Origin of the sequence: Pantoea deleyi, assembly GCF_022647325.1 — a bacterium.
Classification (GTDB): Bacteria; Pseudomonadota; Gammaproteobacteria; order Enterobacterales; family Enterobacteriaceae; genus Pantoea; species Pantoea deleyi.
Window position 1 is genome coordinate 2,844,009 of sequence record NZ_CP071405.1, and the last position, 22,821, is coordinate 2,866,829.

Genomic DNA, 22,821 nt, shown 5'->3' on the forward strand with positions numbered 1-22,821 from the left:
TATGCGAAAGTGACAGAGATGTGTCAACCAATTTCAGTCCTGCGCAGGCGCGCAGGACCGGGAGGCGGGTCAGGCAGGATTGGGGATATCGATGAAGGTGACGTCCAGATCGTGATGCTGCGCCAGCCACTCGCCCAGCGCTTTTACGCCGCCCCGTTCGGTGGCGTGGTGACCCGCAGCAAAGAAATGCACACCCTGCTCGCGCGCGCTGTGGATGGTCTGCTCAGAGACTTCGCCGGTGATATAGGCATCGACGCCCGCTGCGGCGGCCTGGTCGATAAAGCCCTGTCCGCCACCGCTGCACCAGGCAATACGGCGGATCAGCGCAGGGGCGTTGTCACCACAGTGCAGAGGTTCGCGGCCGAGCCGCTCAGCGATGCGGCGGGCCAGTTGCTCGCCAGAAATCGGTTCAGCCAGCTCGCCGTGGAACACCAGCGGCATTACTTCCCCCCGAACGTCAATGTCCAGCAGCTTCGCCATCTGAGCGTTGTTACCCAGTTCAGGATGCGCGTCGAGCGGCAGATGCCAGCCGTAGAGGTTGATGTCGTTAGCCAGCAGCGTCTGCAGGCGACGGCGCTTCATGCCTTTGATCACCGCAGGCTCGCTCTTCCAGAAATAGCCGTGGTGCACGATGATCGCATCGGCCTGACGGGCCACCGCCTCATCCAGCAGCGCCTGACAGGCGGTCACGCCGGTGATAACGGTTTTGATCTCACGCCGTCCCTCGACCTGCAGCCCGTTGGGGGCATAATCGCTGAAGCTGTGGCTGTCGAGATGCTGATTGATCAGCGTCTCCAGTTCGTAATGGTTCATTCAGGCTCCTTCGAAGCCTCAGGCAGCGCTTTTTGCGCGCTCAAAGGCGTCTAATGTCTTTTTACGGGCGGCCTTATGATCCACGATTGGTGCCGGATAATCGAGTTTCTTCTTGTGCTTCTCCGCCCACTGATGCGGCTGGTGAATATCGCTGTCGGGAACGTCGGCCAGTTCCGGCAGGTAGTGACGGATAAACTCCCCCTGCGGATCGAAACGTTCGCCCTGAGTGGTCGGGTTGAAGATCCGGAAATAGGGTGCCGCGTCCGTGCCGGTTGAGGCGGCCCACTGCCAGCCACCGTTGTTTGCAGCCAGATCCCCATCGATCAGCTGCTGCATGAAGTAGCGTTCGCCTTCGCGCCAGTCGATCAGCAGATCTTTCACCAGGAAACTGGCCGTGATCATCCGCAGACGATTGTGCATCCAGCCCAGCTGGTTCATCTGACGCATGGCAGCGTCCACAATCGGGAAACCGGTCTTACCCGCCTTCCAGGCCTCAAAGTGGGCCTTGTTTTTCTGCCACTCGACGTTGCGCGTCCAGTCAACAAACGGCTGATGGCGGCACAGCGCCGGATAGGCCACCAGCAGATGACGGTAGAATTCACGCCAGATGAGCTCATTCAGCCAGGTAAACGCCCGACCGTTCTCCAGCGCATCAGGATGTTCGTGCAGAATACGGTGCAGACACTGGCGGGGCGACAACACGCCGGTCGACAGATAGACCGACAGACGGCTGGTCGCGTCCAGCGCCGGCAGATCGCGCTGCGCCGGATAGTCGACCACCGGTTTACCCGCAAAGTGGCGCAGCCGTTTCAGCGCGGCCTCTTCGCCGGCCGGAAACAGCGTTTCATCGAACGCTTCACTGGGGCAGTCAAAGGCCGGGATACGGGTGGTTTTCAGCGGCGCCCCTTCGCGCGCTTTTGGCGCAGGCACGCACTCCGGCAATCCCTGCTGCAGACGGCGGACGAAGGCTTTGCTGAACGGCGTAAAAACCTTGTACATCGAGCGATCGCCGCTCTGTACGCTGCCCGGTGGCAGCAGCAGGCTGTCGTCGAAGCCCTGGCAGGTGACACCGGCGTCGTTGAGCCGCTTTTCGGCGTTCGCGTCGCGCTCACGCTCATTCACTTCATACTGGTAGTTGTAGAAAAGCTGATCGACCTTGTGCTGGTCGCAGAACGCCACCAGCGCATCAACGCTGTCGTCAAAGGCTTTGCACGCCTTGTAGTGGAGTTTGATGCCGCGTTCGGCCAGTGCGCCCTGCACCGCCGTCAGGCTGGCGTGAATAAAGGCCGTCTGTTTTGGTGAGATGTCATGCTGCTGCCACTGCTCAGGCGTGGCCAGGAAAAGCGCAATCACCTCTGCCTTGCTGTCCCGGCAGGCGGCATGCAGCGCAAGATTATCGTTGATGCGTAAATCGTTACGCAGCCAGACCAGATGGGTGGTCATATGCCTCCTTAATTACTGTCCGTAGCGTAAGCACAAGGCTTCGGGATAAGGGTCGAAATAGCGTTGCTGGGCCAGCCAGGGGTGCGGATACTCCGCCATGTAGTGCTTGAGAATCGTGATCGGCACCAGCAGCGGCTGCGTTCCCTGACGATAGCGGTCAATCAGCGTCGCCAGCTCCTGACGCTGCGGTGAGCTGAGCTGACGGCGGAAATAGCCTTGCACATGCATCAGCACGTTCGTGTGGTTGCGACGTGAAGCCGGACGGGACATCAGCGCCATCATGCGGTTACGGTACTCAAAGGCGAAGGCGTCCAGCGACGTCCACTGGCTCATCGACGCGACAAAAGGCCCGAGCTCGCGATATTTTTCCTGCGAGTGCGCCAGCATCATCAGCTTATAGCGGCTGTGGAAGGCGATCAGTCCGTGACGGGTCAGGCCGTTTTCCCACATCTCGTTGAACTCATGCAGCGCGCAGATGCGGCCGATAAAATTCTCACGCAGGGCAGGATCGTGCAGGCGACCATCCTCTTCCAGCGGCAGCCAGGGCATCTCACGCTGCAGGAACTCCGCAAAAATGCCGGTGCCGACTTTGCGGTTGTTATTGTTGTCAGGCTCGTAAACCCGCACCCGCTCCATGCCGCAGCTGGGGGATTTCGCGCACAGGATATAGCCAGAGAGATGATGCAGCGATTTCACCCGTTCGGCGGACCAGGCACGCATCTCTTTTGTCACCTCTTCACCGCCATCTTTGCTGAAACAGAGATGCAGTTCGTCATCATCCTGTTTTACCAGCCGTAATGCCGGGCGCGGTGTAGGCAGACCGATCGCCATTTCCGGGCAGATCGGTTCAAAGCGGACAAATGGGGTAAGATCCTGAGTCGCAAAAGTAAGACGTTTATGGCCACCATCAAACCTGACGCTGTCGCCGAGCAGGCATGCACTGATTCCAACGGGGATTTTTTTGCCCATACTTGTACAACCTCCAAAATCTTGTAGAGGTTTAAGTGTAGCGCAAAAGTGACAGGAATAAAGCCCGATTACACCATTCCGTATCGCTTATTCTCAGAAAAAACGCAAAAAAAAGCCTGGTCAACAGACCAGGCCTCTCCGGCGGACGGGCAGATTACCAGAACGCCCCGCCACCGGCTTCAGACTGCGCCAGCCAGACCGGTTTGGCGCTGGTTTTGCACCAGACGCGATGCAGATAGCTGTAGAAGCGCGCCCTGTCCTGGCGGAACAGCATAACAGGCAGGGCCAGCACGCCGAGAAGAACCACCAGCGTGCGTCGTGCGATAATTTTGTAACGTGGATAAGCCTGATACATGGTTTCTCCTCCCGGCAATGATAAGTCTGTGAATGTGATCTGTGTCTGACTTTACGCCAGGTTGTGTAATTTTACTACTCATCTGACCACTTATTTGCTGCGCTTTTTACTGTTTAAGATTCAGTCTGTCATTAAGTTACAAATACGTTATCACCCGGTTACAGTGGGGTTTAAAACCGTCTCCGGTTACGCACGCGGACGACGGCCTGAATTATTGATAAAGTAACGCTTCGGCCCTCACCTAAGGCAGGTAATGCGTGACCACGGTTTTAATCGTTGAAGATGAGAAAGAGATCCGCCGCTTTGTCCGGCTGGCGCTGGAAAATGAAGATCTTAAAGTGGTGGATGCCGACACGCTGCAGCGCGGGCTGATCGAAGCGGCGACCCGTAAGCCTGACCTGGTGATCCTGGATCTTGGCCTGCCGGACGGGGATGGCACCGATTTTATTCGTGACCTGCGCCAGTGGAGCGCCATACCGGTCATCGTGCTGTCGGCGCGCAGCGATGAGCAGGATAAAATCGCCGCGCTGGATGCGGGCGCGGACGACTACCTGACCAAGCCCTTTGGCATTGGTGAACTGCTGGCGCGCGTCCGGGTCGCGCTGCGCCGGCACAGCCGCCCGCAGCCGGATGCCCGCATCCATTTTGCCGACGTCAGCGTCGACCTTGCGGCACGGCGGGTACAGCGCGGCGACAGCGAGATCCACCTCACCCCGATCGAGTTTCGTCTGCTGAGTATTCTGCTTAACAACGCCGGAAAGGTGCTGACGCAGCGGCAGCTGCTGAGCCAGGTCTGGGGGCCGAATGCGGTGGAGCACAGTCACTATCTGCGGATCTATATGGGGCATCTGCGGCAGAAGCTGGAAGCGAATCCGACCCAGCCCGCTCATCTGCTGACCGAAACCGGCGTCGGCTATCGCTTTATGCCATAAAAAAAGGCGCCAGAGGCGCCTCTTTTTTCGGCCCGACTTATCAGGCGTTTTTCAGCACTTCGCTGACGATCTCTACGGCTTCTTTCTCGATCTGCGCGCGATGCTCGGCGCCCAGGAAGCTTTCGCAGTAGATCTTGTAGGCGTCTTCGGTGCCTGACGGACGCGCTGCAAACCAGCCATTCTCCGTCATTACCTTCAGGCCACCGATCGAAGCCCCGTTACCCGGTGCCGCGGTCAGACGTGCAGTGATAGGATCGCCCGCCAGGGTATCCGCGCTCACCATCTCCGGTGACAGCTTCGACAGCGCGGCTTTCTGCGCAGAGGTCGCAGACGCCTGCAGACGGTTGTAGCTCGGTGCGCCAAAGCGCGCGGCCAGCTCGTCATAGTGCTCCTGCGGATTCTTACCGGTCACGGCCGTGATTTCCGCTGCCAGCAGACACATGATGATGCCATCTTTGTCGGTTGACCACGGCGTGCCGTCGAAACGCAGGAAGGAGGCACCTGCGCTCTCTTCGCCGCCGAAACCAAAGCTGCCGTCATAGAGGCCATCAACGAACCACTTGAAGCCAACCGGGACTTCCACCAGCTTACGGCCGATGTCGTTGACCACGCGGTCAATCATGGCGCTGGACACCAGCGTTTTGCCAACGGCAACGTCCTGGCCCCACTGTGGACGGTGCTGGAACAGGTAGTTGATCGCCACGGCCAGATAGTGGTTTGGATTCATCAGACCCGCCGGGGTCACAATGCCGTGACGGTCATAATCGGGATCGTTACCGAACGCCAGATCGAATTTGTCGCGGTACGCCAGCAGACCGGCCATGGCGCTCTCGGAGGAGCAGTCCATGCGCACGACGCCATCTTTATCCAGATGCATAAAGCGGAAGGTCTGATCGACCGCGTCGTTTACCAGCGTCAGATCCAGCTTGTAGTGCTCGGCGATGCGCTGCCAGTAGGCAATACCGGAACCGCCAAGCGGATCAACGCCCAGCTTCAGACCGGCTTTCTGAATCGCCGGGAAGTCGATGATCTCCGCCAGGCCTTCAACGTAAGGCTGGATCAGATCTTTTTCGACCACATGACCGCTGGCCAGCGCCTGCTCCAGAGGCAGACGTTTTACCTCCTGCAGTCCCGCTTTCATCAGCTGATTCGCGCGATCTTCCACGACTTTCGTGACGTTAGTGTCAGCCGGGCCGCCATTCGGTGGGTTGTACTTGATGCCGCCATCTTCCGGTGGGTTGTGTGACGGCGTGATCACGATGCCGTCGGCCAGCGCGCCACCCGCTTTATTGTGCTCAAGGATGGCGTTCGAGATCGCAGGGGTCGGCGTGTAGCCGTTGTCCTGCTGTACAATCACATCAACGCCGTTGGCCGCCAGCACTTCCAGCACCGACAGCATCGCCGGTTCGGACAGCGCATGGGTGTCTTTACCGACGTAGCAGGGTCCGGTGATGCCGTTCTTCTTGCGCTCTTCGGCAATGGCCTGGGCGATTGCCAGAATGTGCATCTCGTTGAAGCTCTGACGCCCTGCGCTGCCGCGATGGCCAGAGGTACCAAACTTCACCGCATGTTCCGGGTTCGCCACATCGGGCTTCAGGACATAATATTGTGACGTTAACTGTGCAACATTAATCAAATCGCTCTGCTGGGCGGGTTGCCCGGCACGTGGGTGATTGGCCATTGGCGCTGCTCCCTGACGCTTAAGTTTTTAGATGGTGCCGCAAACTTTCTCGGTCAGTTCCGCAGGGAACTGCATCGAGAGCATGATGTGTTCGACCATGCTGCATTTACGACCCGTGTTGGTATTGGTGATGACCCAGTACGGTGTGCCGGGCACATGCTTCGGCTTAGTATGGGTGCCATTCTGTAACAGCGTATGCTCGTCACCTGCAAAGTAGACGCGGGTGCGGCCCTGCAGAGAAGCAGTGGCTTCAGCAAAGGCTGTGGTATCAAGACGATAGAGCGTTGACAGGATAAGCATAAAGCGATTTACCGCCCGCTTCTGTTCCGCATATTCATCGGACAGCAGCAGCTCACGCACCGCGCGAACGCGATCCTGAGGACGTGATTCCACGGACACAGGCTGAGACGCTTTCGCTGCTTCTTTTGACGCGGGCTGCGCAGGCGAAGCGGGCGCCGTCTGACCGGCGGTGAACTTCAGCATGCGGCGCAGAATGTCGGATGCGCTTTCGCCAATATGTTGCGTGTGGCTGGCAATATAACGGTAGAGCTCTTCGTCAACTTCGATCGTTTTCATCTTATTCCGTACGGTTCTTTCTCATGGCAGAACCACCTGTTTCCTGAAAAGCCCTGAGTATAGCCAGGCAATTCAACGGGTGTGTGGGTTCTAACATCAGGATTATAAAGTTAAATTCAGGCGGGTTGTTAGTAATCAAACGGTTTACGGGCAAAAGTCAGAATATATCCTAATGCCGCCGGAACCGGCGCGCCTGAAAAGGTGAAACCATGATAACCTAAGCTCAGGTCTCAAACTTAAGAACTTTGCTATGATTTTGAACGCCCGTCTGCAAACTGAACAATCTTCTGCTGATTCCCTGCCCATCCTGCTTATTCACGGTCTGTTTGGCAGTCTGGATAACCTTGGCGTGCTGGCGCGCGGGCTGAAAGATGCCGGTCCGCTGCTGCAGGTGGACGTCCGTAACCACGGACTGTCCCCCCGTTCCAGCGAGATGAACTACGCTGTAATGGCGCAGGATATGGTTGATACGCTGGATGCTCAGGGCATCGACCGCGTCGCGGTGATCGGTCACTCGTTGGGCGGCAAAATCGCCATGACGATGAGCGCGCTTATCCCGGACCGCATTGCGCGACTGGTGATGATCGACATCGCGCCGGTGGACTATCAGACCCGTCGCCACGACGACATCTTTGCCGCTATCCGTGCCGTGACGGCGTCGGGCGTGACTCTGCGCAGCGAGGCGGCGCGGGTTATGCGTACGCTGATCGTCGAAGAGGGCGTCATCCAGTTCCTGCTGAAGTCGTTTCAGGAGGGCGAATGGCGCTTCAACGTGCCGGTGCTGTGGGACAACTACACAACGATTTCTGGCTGGGTGCCGGTGCCCGCCTGGCCCCATCCGGCGCTGTTTATTCGCGGCGGGGAGTCCAGCTATCTGGACAATGGCTATCGCGATGCCCTGCTCCAGCAGTTTCCGGCCGCGCAGGCGCACGTCATTGGCGGCGCAGGACACTGGGTTCACGCGGAAAAACCCGATGCCGTTTTGCGCGCGGTTCGCCGATTTTTTGCGCTTTAAAAGCAAATAGATGGCGGTAAAGGTTTAGGATTGGCGTCGGGCGTAAGCGTGAAGTATGATGTCGCGCTAAAATTTTGCCGCGGGTCAGTTTTGCTGCGGCAGCGGCCAATAATTTATAATCTGCGCGGTGAGTGTCTGACACCCGCACCCATTCAGTTTTACTAAGCCATGGCAAAAGAACAGACTGACCGCACGACGCTCGATCTCTTTGCTGATGAGCGCCGCCCCGGTCGACCCAAAACCAGTCCGCTTTCGCGTGATGAACAGCTGCGCATCAACAAGCGCAATCAACTGAAACGCGACAAAGGGCGCGGACTTCGTCGTGTCGAGCTGAAAATGAACAGTGAAGCCGTCGATGCACTCAATACGCTGGCAGAACAGCGCAATCTCAGCCGCAGCGAACTGATTGAACAGATGCTGCTGGCACAGCTCAAACTGGATTAACGCGGGCAAACCGCACGCAGGAGCAAATGTCGAGGCTTTAACCGTTCCGCGGGTTTGCCTCGTCTGCTATTATTCGCTGAATTGTGCTGCGGCACACATCTCATCATCAGGATTTAAGAGGTTATTTTACTCATGGCACTCGTAGGCATCTTCTTTGGCAGCGATACCGGCAACACCGAAAACATTGCAAAAATGATCCAGAAGCAGCTGGGTAAAGACGTTGCAGAAGTGCATGACATCGCGAAAAGCACAAAAGAAGATCTGGAAGCGTTTGATATCCTGCTGCTGGGCATTCCGACCTGGTACTACGGTGAAGCGCAGTGCGACTGGGATGACTTCTTCCCGACGCTGGAAGAGATCGATTTCAACGGCAAACTGGTTGCGCTGTTTGGCTGCGGCGACCAGGAAGATTACGCAGAGTACTTCTGTGACGCGATGGGTACCATTCGCGACATCATCGAGCCACACGGCGCGGTCATCGTCGGCCACTGGCCAACCGAAGGCTACCATTTTGAGGCTTCAAAAGGTCTGGCCGATGACAAACACTTCCTGGGTCTGGCCATTGACGAAGATCGTCAGCCTGAACTGACCAGCCAGCGTGTTGAGCAGTGGGTTAAGCAGATCTTCGATGAGCTGCAGCTGAAAGAGATTCTGGAAGCCTGATCCTGCATGCCTCAATGTGAGCGCCAGCTCACATTGAGGCAATGGAAATTCCTATAGAAATAATAGCCACATTTTTTTAACTTTCTCCGTTTAATCTGTAGAATACCCGCATCGATCTTCCGCGTATTTTCTCAGTCGGTAAGTCGAAGTGATGGTCAGACAGACTCTGCCAGAATCCTCCCCGGCCCGGTGACGAATCCCCTCTCGCCCAGGATGATTCAGGCACGCCCTCTGGTTTTCATTTCATCGCTTCAGCTTTATAATGAGACGCAAATGAGAATAAGCGCAGATCGACATTCAGGGCGACAAGCCACAAAAGTGATATTAGTAACAGGACAAAATCCGCATGACTGACAACAACACCGCATTAAAGAAGGCTGGCCTGAAAGTAACGCTGCCCAGACTGAAAATTCTGGAAGTGCTTCAGGAACCTGAGTGCCATCACGTCAGTGCGGAAGATTTGTACAAACGCCTGATCGATATCGGCGAAGAGATTGGCCTGGCTACCGTTTACCGTGTTCTGAACCAGTTCGACGATGCGGGCATTGTCACGCGTCACAACTTTGAAGGCGGCAAATCTGTCTTCGAACTGACTCAGCAGCACCACCACGATCACCTGATCTGCCTGGATTGCGGCAAGGTTATCGAGTTCAGCGATGAATCTATCGAAACGCGTCAGCGCGAAATCGCGACCCGTCATGGCATCAAGCTGACCAACCACAGCCTCTATCTCTACGGCCACTGCACCGTGGGCGACTGCCGGGAAAACGAAAACCTGCACGACCAGTAATTCTGGCACGGCGGGATACAAAAAAACCGGTGAATGCACCGGTTTTTTTTCGTCCATCGTATGGCCAGGTCAGGCGACCAGCGTCTCCTGCAGATAACGCCAGCGCGGAATAGTGCTGCTGCAATCCAGAATCGCCAGAGAGATACGGCTCTGATTATTACCGTTCATCATCTGCATTTCGCGATACTGCACGGTGATCTCTTTTTCATGATGCGACAGGACCACATGTTCACAGGTGGCGATACGCATCCCCTCCCGCTGCCCCTGCAGCTGCCGGAAAAGATCCTCGACGCCGTTAAGGTTGTACTCTTTGCCCTTCGGCGTCACCATGCGAAATTCGGGATGAAAATAGGACATCAGCAACTCAAAACTGTCATCAGAACCGGCCGCCTGATTAAAAATACGTTCAATGAGCTGATGTAAAACGACGACACTGTGTCTGGCTTCCTGAGCGAGAGCATTCATTTTTTTTCCTTCTGTAACCCGCTTTGCGACCTCTGAGAGCGCATAGCCTACCTGAAAGCGGCTAATTCACACCCTGAAATTGATTAATTTTTTTAAACTCAGATTACTCTCACGGGGGGTGCGGATGCGGTTGCGGTTAGTACAGAATAAACGTCGGTGATGATGAAAATCGGGGCAATAAAAAAGGGCGATAAATCGCCCTTTTGCCATTTTATGGGGTCAGCCCCGGATGCTATTATTCGCCGGTTTTCGCCCAAGTATCGCGAAGACCGACGGTGCGGTTAAACACCAGCTGCGACGGCTTCGAGTAAACGCTGTCGGCGCAGAAATAGCCTTCGCGTTCGAACTGGAACGGTACACCCGGTTCCGCATCGCGCAGGCCCGGCTCGACGAAGCCATTTTTGATGGTCAGCGACGCCGGGTTGATCACCGCCAGGAAGTCCTCGGCCGCGCCCGGGTTTGGCACACTGAACAGACGATCATACAGGCGGAACTCAGCAGGCTGCGCATGATCCGCCGAAACCCAGTGAATCACCCCTTTGACCTTGCGGCCATCGGCCGGATCTTTGCTCAGCGTATCGACATCGCTGGTGCAGTAGATGCAGGTGATGTTACCCGCTTCATCTTTGGCGACGCGCTCGGCACGAATCACATAGGCGTTGCGCAGGCGAACCTCTTTGCCCAGCACCAGACGCTTATACTGCTTGTTCGCCTCTTCGCGGAAGTCCGCGCGATCGATCCAGATTTCGCGGCTGAACGGCACGTCACGCGTGCCCATCTCCGGTTTGCCCGGATGATTTGGCATGGTGATAACTTCGTTGTGGCCCGCTGGCAGGTTCTCGATCACGATTTTAAGCGGATCCAGCACGGCCATGGCGCGTGGCGCATTCTCGTTGAGATCGTCACGGATGCACGATTCCAGCGACGCCATCTCCACGATGTTGTCCTGCTTGGTGACGCCAATGCGACGGCAGAACTCACGGATAGAGGCGGCGGTATAGCCACGACGACGCAGGCCCGACACGGTCAGCATACGCGGATCATCCCAGCCTTCGACATGCTTCTCGGTCACCAGCTGGGTGAGTTTGCGTTTTGACATCACCGCATACTCCAGGTTCAGACGCGAGAACTCATACTGACGCGGATGCGCCGGAATGGTGATGTTATCCAGCACCCAGTCGTAGAGACGGCGGTTGTCCTGGAACTCCAGCGTACAGAGCGAGTGCGTAATGCCTTCCAGCGCATCGGAGATACAGTGGGTGAAGTCATACATCGGGTAGATGCACCACTTGTTGCCCGTCTGGTGATGCTCCGCGAACTTGATACGGTAGAGCACCGGATCGCGCATCACGATGAAGTTTGAAGCCATGTCGATTTTAGCGCGCAGGCAGGCGGTGCCTTCGGCGAACTCACCGTCACGCATTTTCCCGAACAGCGCCAGGTTCTCTTCCACGCTGCGGTCGCGATAGGGGCTGTTTTTACCCGCCTCTTTCAGGGTGCCGCGATATTCACGGATCTGATCCGGGCTCAGCTCATCGACGTAGGCCAGTCCTTTAGAGATCAGCTCAACGGCGAAGTGATAGAGCTGATCAAAATAGTCTGATGAGTAACGGACGTCACCGCTCCACTCAAAACCCAGCCACTGGACGTCACGCTTGATGGATTCAACGAACTCGATATCCTCTTTGACCGGATTGGTGTCGTCAAAACGCAGGTTGCATTGACCCTGATAATCCTGGGCGATGCCAAAATTCAGACAGATCGATTTCGCATGACCAATATGCAGATAGCCATTGGGCTCTGGCGGAAAACGGGTATGCACGCTGCTGTGCTTGCCGCTCGCCAAATCTTCGTCGATGATCTGACGAATAAAGTTAGTTGGGCGGGCTTCAGCCTCACTCATCTCAAAAATCCTCAATACGAATAACGGGTGATTTGTACCACGAAGTAACGGAGTATGATCCACAAAGCGTCTGAGGGAAACAACCGTTTGTTAAGCCTTTAAAACAAAAAAGGCAGGAATCGCTTCCTGCCTGTGGGGTTCTGTTGCGGGGATTAGCCTTTCACTTCGTACAGCGGGGTTTCGCCTGCCACGACCTGCCCCTGGGCCAGCAGCGTCAGACCGGCGAAATCATCGCTGTTGCTGACCACGACCGGACTCACCATGGAGCGCGCGTTGGCGTTGAGGAAATCCAGGTCCATCTCCAGCACAGGCTGACCGGCGACCACGCTGGCCCCCTCCTCCACCAGACGGGTAAAGCCTTTGCCGTCCAGCGCCACGGTATCCAGCCCCATGTGCACCACAATCTCCACGCCGTTGTCCGTTTCCAGGCAGAAGGCGTGATTGGTGTTGAAGATTTTCACCACGGTGCCCGCAATCGGCGCCACGACACGCTTGTCGCTGGGTTTGATCGCCAGACCGTCGCCTACCGCTTTGCTGGCAAAGGCTTCATCCGGAACCGCTTCCAGCGCCACAACTTCACCGGAAACCGGTGCCAGCAGGGTCGCGATAACCCGCTTCTCACTGTTCAGCACCGCCTGCGGTTTGACTTCCGGCTCGGCTGGCGCGCTGCCGGTCGCGGCGGCCGCAACCGGCCCCTTGGTCAGCACTTTTTTCATGGCGGACGCGATGCTTTCAGCCTGGGTGCCGACGATAATCTGCACGCTCTGTTTGTTAAGGCGAATCACGCCGGAGGCACCGAGGCGTTTCGCCACGCCCTCATTTACCTGGGCGGAGTCGTTCACGTTGAGGCGCAGACGGGTAATACAGGCGTCGATGCCGGTCAGGTTGGTCGAGCCCCCTACCGCACCAATGTAGCGGCGCGCCAGAGATTCGGTCGCCGTCTCATCGCTACCGGTTTTGTCTACGTTGACGTCATAGCCATCACTTTCATCACCCGCTACCGCCAGCTCACGGCCTGGCGTCATCAGGTTGAATTTTTTGATGGTGAAGCGGAAGACCACATAGTAGATGGCGAAGAAGACCAGCCCCTGCGGGATCAGCATATACCAGTGTGTGGCCAGCGGGTTGCGGGTTGAGAGCACCATATCCACCAGCCCGGCGCTGAAGCCAAATCCCGCGATCCAGTGCATGCTGGCGGCGATAAAGACGGAGAGCCCGGTCAGCACCGCATGGATCAGATAGAGCACCGGCGCGACGAACATGAAGGAGAACTCCAGCGGTTCGGTGATGCCGGTAAAGAAAGCAGCAAACGCCGCGGCCAGCATGATACTGCCCACTTTGACGCGGTTCTCAGGACGTGCGCAGTGGTAAATCGCCAGCGCGGCACCCGGCAGACCAAACATCATAATCGGGAAGAAGCCCGCCTGATAACGACCGGTGATCCCCACGGTAGCCGTGCCGTCCGCCAGTGACTGCGCGCCGCCGAGGAACTTCGGAATGTCGTTAATACCGGCCACATCAAACCAGAACACGGAGTTCAGAGCGTGATGCAGACCAACCGGGATCAGCAGACGGTTAAAGAAGGCGTAGATACCGGCGCCGACAGAGCCGAGTTTCTGGATATGTTCCCCGAAGCCGACCAGACCGTTGAAGATCACCGGCCAGATATACATCAGGATAAACGCCACCAGAATCATCAGGAACGAAACCAGGATCGGCACCAGCCGGCGTCCGCTGAAGAAGGAGAGCGCTTTGGGCAGTTCGACGTGGCTGAAGCGGTTATAGACCTCAGCCGAGAGGATCCCGACCAGAATACCGACAAACTGGTTGTTGATCTTGCCAAAGGCCACGGGCACCTGATCGACCGGCATCTTCTGTATCATCGCCACCGCAGCGGGTGAGCAGAGCGTGGTGACCACCAGGAAGCCGACAAAACCGGTCAGCGCGGCTGCACCATCTTTATCTTTTGACATGCCGTAGGCGACACCAATCGCAAACAGCACTGACATGTTTTCGATAATGGCGGCACCCGATTTGATCAGCAGTGCGGCCAGCGCATTGCCCGCCCCCCAGCTGTTCGGATCAATCCAGTAACCGACCCCCATCAGGATGGCTGCTGCTGGCAGGGTTGCCACCGGCACCATCAGTGCGCGCCCCACCTTCTGTAAGTAACCTAACATACCCCTTCCCCCTATGAACCTGACTTGTCGCTTTGCGCCGCTTAATGTTGTTATGTCAGCTGCAAAGATCGTTAATACACTTCATATCACGCAGCGAAGTGTAATGATAAATTAATTCGCCTCGCAAATTAAAACCCTGGTAAATGTGATTTTTATCACTAAAAAACATCGTATCACACGGCAACATCTGGCTATGGCCGCAAACTTATTTTATGATTCGAAATATTGAATTCTGCGCGGGCCGTCGCGAGAATAAGCCTCAGGTTCAGGCTGATGAGTAACGCAACGGCTTAGCACTCCCCCTTTCTGTTTTCAATGAGGTGAAACATGAGACTGATTCCTTTAGCGACCCCGACTCAGGTAGGCAAATGGGCTGCCCGACACATTGTTAACCGCATCAACGCGTTTAACCCGACGGCGGACAGGCCGTTCGTCCTGGGGCTGCCGACCGGCGGAACTCCCCTGGAGGCGTACAAGCACCTTATCGAGATGCACAAAGCGGGCCAGGTCAGTTTTAAACACGTCGTCACCTTCAATATGGATGAATATGTTGGCCTGCCAAAAGAGCACCCGGAGAGCTATCACAGCTTCATGTACCGTAATTTCTTCGATCATGTTGATATTCAACCGGAAAATATCAACCTGCTGAATGGTAATGCACCGGATATTGACGCAGAATGTCGCCAGTACGAAGAGAAAATTCGCGCGCTGGGTAAAATACACCTGTTTATGGGCGGTGTCGGCAATGATGGCCATATCGCCTTTAACGAACCGGCTTCGTCGCTGGCTTCCCGTACCCGCATTAAAACGCTGACCCATGACACCCGTGTGGCGAACTCTCGCTTCTTCAACGGCGATGTTGATCAGGTGCCTAAATATGCGCTGACGGTCGGCGTCGGCACGCTGCTGGATGCCGAAGAAGTGATGATTCTGGTGACCGGCCATGTGAAAGCGCAGGCCCTGCAGGCGGCCGTCGAAGGCAACGTCAACCACATGTGGACCATCAGCTGTCTGCAGCTGCACGCAAAATCGGTGGTGGTGTGTGATGAACCCGCCACCATGGAACTGAAAGTGAAAACCGTGAAATATTTCCGCGAAATGGAAGCGGAAAATATGAAAGGCGTGTAACAGAACATTGCCATGCCCTGCTGTTACCCTGTGTGGCAGCAGGCCTGGACGGGAGAAAAAAGATGTACGCATTAGTAAACGGCCGAATCTACAGTGGCCACGAGGTTCTGGATAATCACGCGGTCGTGATTGCTGACGGACGGATTGCGCGCGTCTGCCCGCGCGAGGCGCTCCCGGCCACGGTTGCGCAGCGGGATATGGCGGGCGCGCTGATTGCGCCCGGCTTTATCGACCTTCAGCTCAACGGCTGCGGCGGCGTGCAGTTCAATGACAGCCTTGAGGCGCTCAGCGTGGAAACACTGGAAACGATGCAGCGCGCGAATGAGAAGTCCGGCTGCACCAGCTTCTTACCGACACTCATCACCAGCAGCGACGCCCTGATGAAACGGGCGATTGAGACCATGCGCGCCTATCTGCAGAAGCATCAGCATCAGGCGCTGGGCCTGCATCTGGAAGGTCCCTGGCTGAGCAAGGCGAAAAAAGGCACCCACGATCCGGCGCTGATCCGCCTGCCCGATGCAGAGATGGTGGCCTATCTCTGCGCCAATGCGGATGTCATTACCAAAGTGACCCTGGCTCCCGAAAATGCCGGCAGCGACGTGATTCGTCAGCTGACCGACGCCGGAATCATCGTCTCAGCCGGTCACTCTAATGCGACTTATGAAGAGGCGAAAGCGGGCTTTTCTGCAGGGATCCGGTTCGCCACCCATCTCTACAATGCGATGCCCGCCTTTGCCGGACGTGAACCGGGCCTTATCGGTGCGCTGTTTGATGCGCCTGATGTATACTGCGGCATCATTGCAGATGGTTTACATGTACATTACGCTAACGTGCGCAATGCAAAACGTATTAAAGGTGACAAACTGGTGCTGGTAACCGATGCCACCGCACCGGCAGGCGCCGACATCAGCGAGTTTATTTTTGCAGGTAAAACAATCTACTATCGTGACGGGCTCTGTGTTGACGAAAACGGCACACTGAGCGGTTCTGCCCTGACGATGATTGAAGCGGTGCAGAACAGCGTTGAGCATGTGGGTATCGCACTGGATGAAGCGTTACGCATGGCAACCCTCTACCCGGCACGGGCGATGGGCGTGGAAAGGCAGTTAGGCTCGATCGAAGCAGGAAAAATCGCGAACCTGACTGTGTTTACGCGCGACTTTAAAATCATTAAGACGTTTGTCAACGGAGACGACGTCCTGAGCGAGTAAGCACTGAATGACCACTGGCGGCCAGTCACAAATAGGAAATGTCGATCTTGTTAAGCAACTTAATAGCGCAGCGGTTTATCGGCTGATTGACCAGCAGGGGCCGATATCGCGCATTCAGATTGCCGAACTCAGCCAGCTCGCGCCCGCCAGCGTCACCAAAATTACCCGCCAGTTGATCGAGCGCGGCCTGATAAAAGAGGTAGACCAGCAGGCGTCTACCGGCGGACGCCGCGCTATCTCCATCATCACTGAAACCCGCAATTTCCACACCATCGGCGTCCGGCTCGGACGCCACGACGCCACCCTGACCCTGTTCGATCTCAGCGGCAAATCGCTGGCCCAGGAAGATTATGCGCTGCCGGAACGTACGCAGGAGACGCTGGAACATGCGCTGTTCAACGCCATCGCCAGCTTTACTGAGCAGCACCAGCGGAAGATCCGTGAACTGATCGCGATTTCGGTGATCCTGCCGGGGCTGGTCGATCCGGTGAATGGCGTGATCCGCTATATGCCCCATATCGCTGTCAGCCACTGGCCGCTGGTCGCCAGCCTGCAGACGCGGTTTAACGTCACCAGTTTTGTCGGCCACGATATCCGCAGCCTGGCGCTGGCTGAGCACTACTTCGGTGCAAGTCGCGACTGTGCGGACTCGATTCTGGTGCGCTTACACCGCGGCACCGGCGCGGGCATTATCGCCAATGGCCATATTTTTCTTGGCAGCAACGGTAACGTGGGCGAGATCGGCCATATCCAGGTCGATCCCCTCGGCGAGCGCTGTCACTGTGGCAACTTTGGCTGTCTTGAAACGATTGCGGCCAATGGAGCCATCGAAAATCGGGTACGGCATCTGCTGAATCAGGGCTACCCCAGCGTGCTGACGCTGGAGGCGTGCCAGATGGCTCATATCTGCAAAGCAGCCAATCAGGGCGATGCGCTGGCCTGCGAAGTAGTGGAGCACGTTGGCCGCTATCTGGGCAAAGCGATTGCAATCGCCATCAACCTGTTTAATCCGCAAAAAGTGGTGCTGGCAGGCGAAATCACCGAGGCTGAGAAAGTGCTGCTACCGGCCATTGAGGGCTGCATCAATACTCAGGCCCTGGCGGCGTTCCGTAAGAATCTGCCCGTCGTGCGCTCTGCCCTGGATCATCGCTCGGCGATTGGCGCGTTTGCGCTGGCTAAACGTGCCATGCTTAACGGCATTCTGCTGCAACATCTTCTGGAAGACTAAGCTAACCCGCTGCTGTGGCGGGCCACATCGGATCTGACTATGACCATTAAAAGCGTAATTTGTGATATCGATGGCGTGCTGATGCACGACAACACGGCCGTTCCCGGCGCACAGGAATTTTTACAGCGTATTCTGGCCAAAGAGATGCCGCTGGTGGTGCTGACGAACTACCCCTCGCAAACCGAGCAGGATCTAGCCAACCGCTTTGCCTCGGCGGGCGTCGAGGTGCCGGAATCCGTTTTCTACACTTCCGCCATGGCCACCGCCGACTTCCTGCGTCGTCAGGAGGGCAAAAAGGCGTATGTGATTGGTGAAGGCGCGCTGATTCATGAACTCTACAAAGCGGGCTTTACCATTACCGATGTGAACCCCGACTTTGTGATTGTTGGTGAAACACGCTCGTTCAACTGGGACATGATGCATAAAGCGGCCTTTTTCGTGGCCAGCGGCGCACGCTTTATCGCTACCAACCCGGACACCCACGCCCGCGGATTTATCCCCGCCTGTGGCGCACTCTGTGCCGGTATCGAAAAGATCTCGGGTCGCAGCCCGTTTGTGGTTGGCAAACCCAGCCCCTACATCATGCGCGCCGCCCTGAACAAAATGCAGGCCCACTCTGAAGAGACGGTGATCGTCGGGGATAATCTGCGCACCGATATTCTGGCCGGATTCCAGGCGGGTCTGGAGACGGTGCTGGTGCTGTCGGGTGTTTCAACGCTCAGCGATATTGATGCCATGCCGTTCCGTCCGGACTGGATCTACCCTTCCGTGGCCGATATTGACCTGTTCTGATTGCTTTTGCTTATGACGCATCCGGCTGCACTGTGATGCGTCTCCCCTTTTCCGCCCTCTCCCGCCCCATTCAGCCGCCTGTTTTTTGCGCAAAAAAGCCAGTTCATTGCCGATCCAACAATAAAAAAACGTTTTAATTATCGTTTATTCAATTTTATCGCCATGTGAACAATATTTTTATCAGTAAAACACGATTCCTCTTGCATTGATCACACCAAATAGCGCATTTTCTTATGTATCACGCAGCGTCAGGCTGCCGGACAACGGTAAAAGATAACATCGCCGTAAGGTGAGATCAGGAGTCAGTTATGTGTTCAATCTTTGGTGTGCTGGATCTGAAAAGCGATCCTGTTGAGCTGCGCAAGAAAGCGCTGGAATGTTCACGCTTAATGCGTCATCGCGGCCCGGACTGGTCAGGCGTCTATGCCGATGACCACGCTATTCTGGCGCATGAACGTCTCTCCATTGTTGACGTTAACAACGGCGCACAGCCGCTTTATAACGCCGACCACACCCACGTCCTGGCGGTTAACGGTGAGATCTACAACCATCAGGCGCTGCGCGCAGAACTCAGCGATCGCTACGCGTTCCAGACCGGTTCTGACTGTGAAGTGATCCTGGCGCTTTATCAGGAAAAAGGCGTCGATTTCCTCGACGAGCTGGAAGGCATGTTCGCCTTTATCCTTTATGACAGCGTGAAACAGACCTATCTGATCGGTCGTGATCATATCGGCATCATCCCGCTCTATATGGGCAACGATGAGCACGGCAACCTCTATGTCGCGTCAGAGATGAAAGCGCTGGTGCCGGTCTGCCGTTCCATCAAAGAGTTCCCGCCGGGAAGCTACCTCTCCAGCACCGATGGCGAGATTCGTCGTTACTGGCAGCGTGACTGGATGGAATACAAAAACGTTGAGCACAACACCACCGACGCCGCCGGTCTGAAACACGCGCTGGAAGAGTCAGTGAAGAGCCACCTGATGTCCGACGTGCCTTACGGCGTGCTGCTGTCGGGCGGGCTGGACTCGTCAATCATCTCCGCCGTGACCAAGCGTTTTGCCGCTAAGCGTGTGGAAGATCAGGATAAAAGCGATGCGTGGTGGCCTCAGCTGCACTCCTTCGCGGTCGGTCTGGAAGGTTCACCCGATCTGAAGGCGGCGAAATCGGTGGCGGAGCATCTGGGCACCGTTCACCATGAGATCCACTTCACCGTTCAGGAAGGTCTGGATGCGATTCGTGATGTGATCTATCACATCGAGACCTATGACGTTACCACTATCCGTGCCTCGACGCCGATGTACCTGATGTCACGTAAGATCAAGGCGATGGGCATCAAGATGGTGCTGTCGGGCGAAGGCGCAGACGAAGTGTTTGGCGGCTACCTCTACTTCCATAAAGCCCCTGACGCCAAAGAGTTCCACGACGAAAACGTGCGCAAACTGCAGGCGCTGCATATGTTTGACTGCGCCCGTGCCAACAAGGCGATGTCCGCCTGGGGCGTGGAAGCGCGTGTGCCGTTCCTGGATAAAAAATTCCTGGATGTGGCGATGCGTATCAACCCGGCCGATAAGATGTGTGGCAGCAACGGTAAAATGGAGAAGCACATCCTGCGTGAATGTTTCTCCTCTTACCTGCCAGAGAGCGTGGCGTGGCGTCAGAAAGAGCAGTTCTCAGACGGTGTGGGCTACAGCTGGATCGACTCACTGAAAGAAGTGGCCGCGAAGCAAATCAGCGACCAGCAGCTGGCGACCGCCCATTTCCGTTTCCCGTTCAACACGCCGGGGTCGAAAGAAGCGTATCTCTACCGTGAGATTTTCGAAGAGCTGTTCCCGTTAGCCAGCGCGGCAGAGTGTGTGCCGGGTGGTCCATCGGTGGCCTGTTCGTCTGCCAAAGCGATTGAGTGGGATGAAGCATTTAAAAAGATGGATGACCCCTCTGGCCGTGCGGTCGGTGTGCATCAGTCCGCCTATAAATAAGCAAACAGAACGACAGCAGAATGGGCCCGCTGTGGCCCATTTTTTTGACGATCGGCGTTGTATTCACTGAAAAATTGCCGAATAAACACCCAGGCTGGTTATAAGCCAGTCAAACAGCGATTATCTGGCAAAAATCGGTAAAAAAATTGTTGACGCTGTCAGGTCAACTCCGCATAATGCGCCCCGCAACGCCGATGAAGGTAACGCGAAAAAAAGATGGCTACGTAGCTCAGCTGGTTAGAGCACAGCACTCATAATGCTGGGGTCACAGGTTCGATTCCCGTCGTAGCCACCATCTTTTTTTGCGGGAGTGGCGAAATTGGTAGACGCACCAGATTTAGGTTCTGGCGCCGCAAGGTGTGCGAGTTCAAGTCTCGCCTCCCGCACCATTTCATTATTCGGCAGCGTGGATGGGATATCGCCAAGCGGTAAGGCACCGGTTTTTGATACCGGCATTCCCTGGTTCGAATCCAGGTATCCCAGCCAATTTTGATGATTCTCGATGCTGAGAACGGACGAATGGGATATCGCCAAGCGGTAAGGCACCGGTTTTTGATACCGGCATTCCCTGGTTCGAATCCAGGTATCCCAGCCATCATCGAAATGCAGTACAATTTGGCTACGTAGCTCAGCTGGTTAGAGCACAGCACTCATAATGCTGGGGTCACAGGTTCGATTCCCGTCGTAGCCACCATATAATTGGGGTGTCGCCAAGCGGTAAGGCACTGGTTTCTGATACCAGCATTCCGGGGTTCGAATCCCTGCACCCCAGCCATACAAAGACAATTTGATTAACACCTATTGGGGTGTCGCCAAGCGGTAAGGCACTGGTTTCTGATACCAGCATTCCGGGGTTCGAATCCCTGCACCCCAGCCAAATTGCACAACATAGCCCGCTTTTGCGGGCTTTGTTGTTTTTGTCCCATGCGGATTCGCATGCCCGATTCAGGCCCGCCCTGCGGCGAGCCTGAGACCCCGCCTATAACCCCAGCGCGTAACGCAATACCTGCCGTTTCAGTACGCCGGAATGTTCTGCCGCGATCAGGCCAAGGTTCCGTGCGAACCGCAGCGGCGCAAGCTGGTTGCTGAAGGCGAAGTAGAACAGATCCATCCCTCCCTGCATCAGCATATTGTCTTTACGCCGCTGGCGATGATAGCGCTGCAGTACCCGCTCGGCTGCCCAGTCCTCCGCCGCACCGCGCGCGCTGACCAGCACATCAATCAGGGCATCAACGTCGCGATAGCCCAGATTCACGCCCTGCCCGGCCAGCGGGTTGATGGTATGGGCGGCATCCCCGACCAGCGCCAGCCCCGGCAGGACATACTGCGAAGCATGACGCCGCACCAGCGGGAAACCGCCCGCCGCATGTGCTTTGAAGCGTCCCAGCCGCGCCGGGAAGTGACTGGCAATCTCTTTTTCCAGCTGGGCCAGCGGCATCGCCTGCAACTGGCGGACCCGGGCGGGCGCGTCATACCAGACCAGCGAGGCCCGGTTGCCATACAGCGGCAAAAAGGCGCGCGGTCCCTGAGGCGTAAAGTGCTGCCAGGTGGCGTCGCCCGCCGGGTGTTCGCAGGTGACGCTAATCAGTAAACAGGACTGCGCATAGCTCCAGCCATGAATACCGATACCAGCCATCTGGCGCACCTGCGAGTTTGCTCCGTCCGCTCCCACCACCAGCCGGGTATGCAGAACCACGTTGTCGCTGAGATCCACCCGCCAGCCGCCATTTTCGGGCTGCAGGTTCTCCAGCGTGGTCGGGCAGTAGCAGGTTACGCCCAGCGACTGCATCTCCTCCCACAGCGCCCGCTGCAGCACGCTGTTCTCGACCATAAAGCCCAGCTCCGGCAGCCCCAGCGAGGCCGCATCAAAGCTCACCTGCGCCGTCTGCCACTCCCAGGTTTCCAGTTTACGATAGGGCGCACTGCGCATCGCCTCAACCCGTGACCAGACGTTGAGCTGCTTCAGTAGCCCCACCGACGCGGACCCAATCGCCGAAATCCGCAGATCGGGATCGCTGTCGGGATCGAAAGGCGCAGGTTCGGCGCGTTCAATCACCGCTACGCGAAAATGGTGCTGTGTCAGTCCACAGGCCAGCGCGGCACCGACCATGCCACCGCCGACAATCACTACATCAAACTGATTATCCTGCATTGCTTATGTCCCTCTCTTAAGCCCGACTGCCAGCGCAAACCGGGTCTGAATAGAGCAAAGTGTACCGGAAAACCCGATTGCTGGCAGAAAAGCCCTCAGGCTGGT

Annotated in this window: 20 protein-coding genes and 7 tRNA genes; 17 read left to right on the plus strand and 10 right to left on the minus strand. The window is 56.5% G+C overall.

Annotated elements, in window-relative coordinates:
- Positions 1–69: 69 nt before the first annotated feature.
- The 4 genes from J1C59_RS13410 to J1C59_RS13425 form a co-directional block, all read right to left on the minus strand.
- Positions 70–813: a type 2 GTP cyclohydrolase I gene (locus J1C59_RS13410; RefSeq protein ID WP_128086816.1), complete on the minus strand. Its 744-nt coding sequence runs from the start codon at positions 811–813 to the stop codon at positions 70–72.
- Positions 814–831: 18 nt separating this feature from the next.
- Positions 832–2,256 (minus strand): deoxyribodipyrimidine photo-lyase, encoded by a 1,425-nt coding sequence (gene phrB / locus J1C59_RS13415; RefSeq protein ID WP_128086815.1) that lies wholly within the window; start codon positions 2,254–2,256, stop codon positions 832–834.
- A gap of 12 nt (positions 2,257–2,268) precedes the next feature.
- Entirely contained in the window at positions 2,269–3,225 is a 957-nt protein-coding gene (locus tag J1C59_RS13420; RefSeq protein ID WP_128086814.1) for a YbgA family protein, read from the minus strand.
- 154 nt (positions 3,226–3,379) lie between these two features.
- Positions 3,380–3,580: a DUF2517 family protein gene (locus tag J1C59_RS13425; protein ID WP_090962986.1), complete on the minus strand. Its 201-nt coding sequence runs from the start codon at positions 3,578–3,580 to the stop codon at positions 3,380–3,382.
- A 257-nt stretch (positions 3,581–3,837) separates the two neighbouring features.
- Between J1C59_RS13425 and kdpE the strand changes: the two genes are divergently transcribed.
- Entirely contained in the window at positions 3,838–4,512 is a 675-nt protein-coding gene (gene kdpE, locus J1C59_RS13430) for a two-component system response regulator KdpE (RefSeq protein ID WP_140917139.1), read from the plus strand.
- Between the two features lie 40 nt (positions 4,513–4,552).
- Here the strand turns inward: kdpE and pgm are convergent, their stop codons facing one another.
- The gene (gene pgm / locus J1C59_RS13435; RefSeq protein WP_128085777.1) at positions 4,553–6,193 is read right to left on the minus strand and encodes a phosphoglucomutase (alpha-D-glucose-1,6-bisphosphate-dependent); all 1,641 of its coding nucleotides are present in this window, start codon (positions 6,191–6,193) and stop codon (positions 4,553–4,555) included.
- 27 nt (positions 6,194–6,220) lie between these two features.
- A complete protein-coding gene (gene seqA / locus J1C59_RS13440; RefSeq protein WP_128085776.1) occupies positions 6,221–6,769 on the minus strand; it encodes a replication initiation negative regulator SeqA in 549 nt (182 codons plus the stop codon).
- 250 nt (positions 6,770–7,019) lie between these two features.
- Here seqA and ybfF point away from each other — a divergent pair, with 250 nt between their 5' ends.
- The 4 genes from ybfF to fur all read left to right on the plus strand — a co-directional run bounded on the left by ybfF (position 7,020) and on the right by fur (position 9,681).
- The gene (gene ybfF / locus J1C59_RS13445; RefSeq protein ID WP_128085775.1) at positions 7,020–7,784 is read left to right on the plus strand and encodes an esterase; all 765 of its coding nucleotides are present in this window, start codon (positions 7,020–7,022) and stop codon (positions 7,782–7,784) included.
- Positions 7,785–7,952: 168 nt separating this feature from the next.
- Entirely contained in the window at positions 7,953–8,228 is a 276-nt protein-coding gene (gene ybfE, locus J1C59_RS13450; RefSeq protein WP_003852811.1) for a LexA regulated protein, read from the plus strand.
- Positions 8,229–8,360: 132 nt separating this feature from the next.
- On the plus strand, positions 8,361–8,891 hold the full coding sequence (gene fldA / locus J1C59_RS13455) for a flavodoxin FldA (RefSeq protein WP_111141029.1): 531 nt from the start codon (positions 8,361–8,363) through the stop codon (positions 8,889–8,891).
- A gap of 346 nt (positions 8,892–9,237) precedes the next feature.
- On the plus strand, positions 9,238–9,681 hold the full coding sequence (fur, locus tag J1C59_RS13460) for a ferric iron uptake transcriptional regulator (RefSeq protein ID WP_128085774.1): 444 nt from the start codon (positions 9,238–9,240) through the stop codon (positions 9,679–9,681).
- A gap of 69 nt (positions 9,682–9,750) precedes the next feature.
- Here fur and J1C59_RS13465 read toward each other — a convergent pair whose 3' ends face one another.
- The 3 genes from J1C59_RS13465 to nagE form a co-directional block, all read right to left on the minus strand.
- On the minus strand, positions 9,751–10,146 hold the full coding sequence (locus J1C59_RS13465; protein ID WP_128085773.1) for a hypothetical protein: 396 nt from the start codon (positions 10,144–10,146) through the stop codon (positions 9,751–9,753).
- Between the two features lie 235 nt (positions 10,147–10,381).
- On the minus strand, positions 10,382–12,049 hold the full coding sequence (gene glnS / locus J1C59_RS13470) for a glutamine--tRNA ligase (protein ID WP_128085772.1): 1,668 nt from the start codon (positions 12,047–12,049) through the stop codon (positions 10,382–10,384).
- Between the two features lie 152 nt (positions 12,050–12,201).
- Positions 12,202–14,229 carry an N-acetylglucosamine-specific PTS transporter subunit IIBC gene (gene nagE / locus J1C59_RS13475; protein WP_128085771.1) on the minus strand — a complete coding sequence of 676 codons (2,028 nt, stop codon included), beginning with the start codon at positions 14,227–14,229 and terminating at the stop codon, positions 12,202–12,204.
- A 327-nt stretch (positions 14,230–14,556) separates the two neighbouring features.
- On the opposite strand from nagE, the gene nagB reads away from it, so the two are divergent.
- The 12 genes from nagB to J1C59_RS13535 all read left to right on the plus strand — a co-directional run bounded on the left by nagB (position 14,557) and on the right by J1C59_RS13535 (position 21,441).
- Complete coding sequence (gene nagB / locus J1C59_RS13480) at positions 14,557–15,357, plus strand: glucosamine-6-phosphate deaminase (protein ID WP_033751778.1); 801 nt, start codon at positions 14,557–14,559, stop codon at positions 15,355–15,357.
- A gap of 62 nt (positions 15,358–15,419) precedes the next feature.
- Entirely contained in the window at positions 15,420–16,568 is a 1,149-nt protein-coding gene (gene nagA, locus J1C59_RS13485) for an N-acetylglucosamine-6-phosphate deacetylase (protein ID WP_128085770.1), read from the plus strand.
- A gap of 7 nt (positions 16,569–16,575) precedes the next feature.
- Positions 16,576–17,796: a DNA-binding transcriptional regulator NagC gene (gene nagC / locus J1C59_RS13490; RefSeq protein ID WP_128085769.1), complete on the plus strand. Its 1,221-nt coding sequence runs from the start codon at positions 16,576–16,578 to the stop codon at positions 17,794–17,796.
- 39 nt (positions 17,797–17,835) lie between these two features.
- Positions 17,836–18,588, plus strand: coding sequence for an HAD-IIA family hydrolase (locus J1C59_RS13495; protein ID WP_111141045.1), 753 nt, complete (start codon positions 17,836–17,838; stop codon positions 18,586–18,588).
- A gap of 308 nt (positions 18,589–18,896) precedes the next feature.
- Entirely contained in the window at positions 18,897–20,564 is a 1,668-nt protein-coding gene (gene asnB / locus J1C59_RS13500; protein ID WP_128085768.1) for an asparagine synthase B, read from the plus strand.
- 218 nt (positions 20,565–20,782) lie between these two features.
- Positions 20,783–20,859: transfer RNA gene (locus J1C59_RS13505), tRNA-Met, on the plus strand.
- A gap of 9 nt (positions 20,860–20,868) precedes the next feature.
- Positions 20,869–20,953: transfer RNA gene (locus tag J1C59_RS13510), tRNA-Leu, on the plus strand.
- A gap of 22 nt (positions 20,954–20,975) precedes the next feature.
- Positions 20,976–21,050: transfer RNA gene (locus J1C59_RS13515), tRNA-Gln, on the plus strand.
- A gap of 34 nt (positions 21,051–21,084) precedes the next feature.
- Positions 21,085–21,159: transfer RNA gene (locus J1C59_RS13520), tRNA-Gln, on the plus strand.
- Positions 21,160–21,181: 22 nt separating this feature from the next.
- Positions 21,182–21,258: transfer RNA gene (locus J1C59_RS13525), tRNA-Met, on the plus strand.
- Positions 21,259–21,264: 6 nt separating this feature from the next.
- Positions 21,265–21,339 (plus strand) — tRNA-Gln (locus J1C59_RS13530).
- Positions 21,340–21,366: 27 nt separating this feature from the next.
- A tRNA-Gln gene (locus J1C59_RS13535) sits at positions 21,367–21,441 on the plus strand.
- A gap of 102 nt (positions 21,442–21,543) precedes the next feature.
- Here the strand turns inward: J1C59_RS13535 and ubiF are convergent.
- Complete coding sequence (gene ubiF, locus J1C59_RS13540) at positions 21,544–22,716, minus strand: 3-demethoxyubiquinol 3-hydroxylase (protein WP_128085767.1); 1,173 nt, start codon at positions 22,714–22,716, stop codon at positions 21,544–21,546.
- Positions 22,717–22,821 lie beyond the last annotated feature (105 nt).

Excerpts from the sequence above, each read along its gene's own strand:
- J1C59_RS13410 (WP_128086816.1), bottom strand. The coding sequence starts at position 813 with ATGAACCATTACGAACTGGAGACGCTGATCAATCAGCATCTCGACAGC.
- phrB (WP_128086815.1), bottom strand. The coding sequence starts at position 2,256 with ATGACCACCCATCTGGTCTGGCTGCGTAACGATTTACGCATCAACGAT.
- J1C59_RS13420 (WP_128086814.1), bottom strand. The coding sequence starts at position 3,225 with ATGGGCAAAAAAATCCCCGTTGGAATCAGTGCATGCCTGCTCGGCGAC.
- J1C59_RS13425 (WP_090962986.1), bottom strand. The coding sequence starts at position 3,580 with ATGTATCAGGCTTATCCACGTTACAAAATTATCGCACGACGCACGCTG.
- pgm (WP_128085777.1), bottom strand. The coding sequence starts at position 6,193 with ATGGCCAATCACCCACGTGCCGGGCAACCCGCCCAGCAGAGCGATTTG.
- seqA (WP_128085776.1), bottom strand. The coding sequence starts at position 6,769 with ATGAAAACGATCGAAGTTGACGAAGAGCTCTACCGTTATATTGCCAGC.
- ybfF (WP_128085775.1), top strand. The coding sequence starts at position 7,020 with ATGATTTTGAACGCCCGTCTGCAAACTGAACAATCTTCTGCTGATTCC.
- ybfE (WP_003852811.1), top strand. The coding sequence starts at position 7,953 with ATGGCAAAAGAACAGACTGACCGCACGACGCTCGATCTCTTTGCTGAT.
- fldA (WP_111141029.1), top strand. The coding sequence starts at position 8,361 with ATGGCACTCGTAGGCATCTTCTTTGGCAGCGATACCGGCAACACCGAA.
- fur (WP_128085774.1), top strand. The coding sequence starts at position 9,238 with ATGACTGACAACAACACCGCATTAAAGAAGGCTGGCCTGAAAGTAACG.
- J1C59_RS13465 (WP_128085773.1), bottom strand. The coding sequence starts at position 10,146 with ATGAATGCTCTCGCTCAGGAAGCCAGACACAGTGTCGTCGTTTTACAT.
- glnS (WP_128085772.1), bottom strand. The coding sequence starts at position 12,049 with ATGAGTGAGGCTGAAGCCCGCCCAACTAACTTTATTCGTCAGATCATC.
- nagE (WP_128085771.1), bottom strand. The coding sequence starts at position 14,229 with ATGTTAGGTTACTTACAGAAGGTGGGGCGCGCACTGATGGTGCCGGTG.
- nagB (WP_033751778.1), top strand. The coding sequence starts at position 14,557 with ATGAGACTGATTCCTTTAGCGACCCCGACTCAGGTAGGCAAATGGGCT.
- nagA (WP_128085770.1), top strand. The coding sequence starts at position 15,420 with ATGTACGCATTAGTAAACGGCCGAATCTACAGTGGCCACGAGGTTCTG.
- nagC (WP_128085769.1), top strand. The coding sequence starts at position 16,576 with ATGACCACTGGCGGCCAGTCACAAATAGGAAATGTCGATCTTGTTAAG.
- J1C59_RS13495 (WP_111141045.1), top strand. The coding sequence starts at position 17,836 with ATGACCATTAAAAGCGTAATTTGTGATATCGATGGCGTGCTGATGCAC.
- asnB (WP_128085768.1), top strand. The coding sequence starts at position 18,897 with ATGTGTTCAATCTTTGGTGTGCTGGATCTGAAAAGCGATCCTGTTGAG.
- ubiF (WP_128085767.1), bottom strand. The coding sequence starts at position 22,716 with ATGCAGGATAATCAGTTTGATGTAGTGATTGTCGGCGGTGGCATGGTC.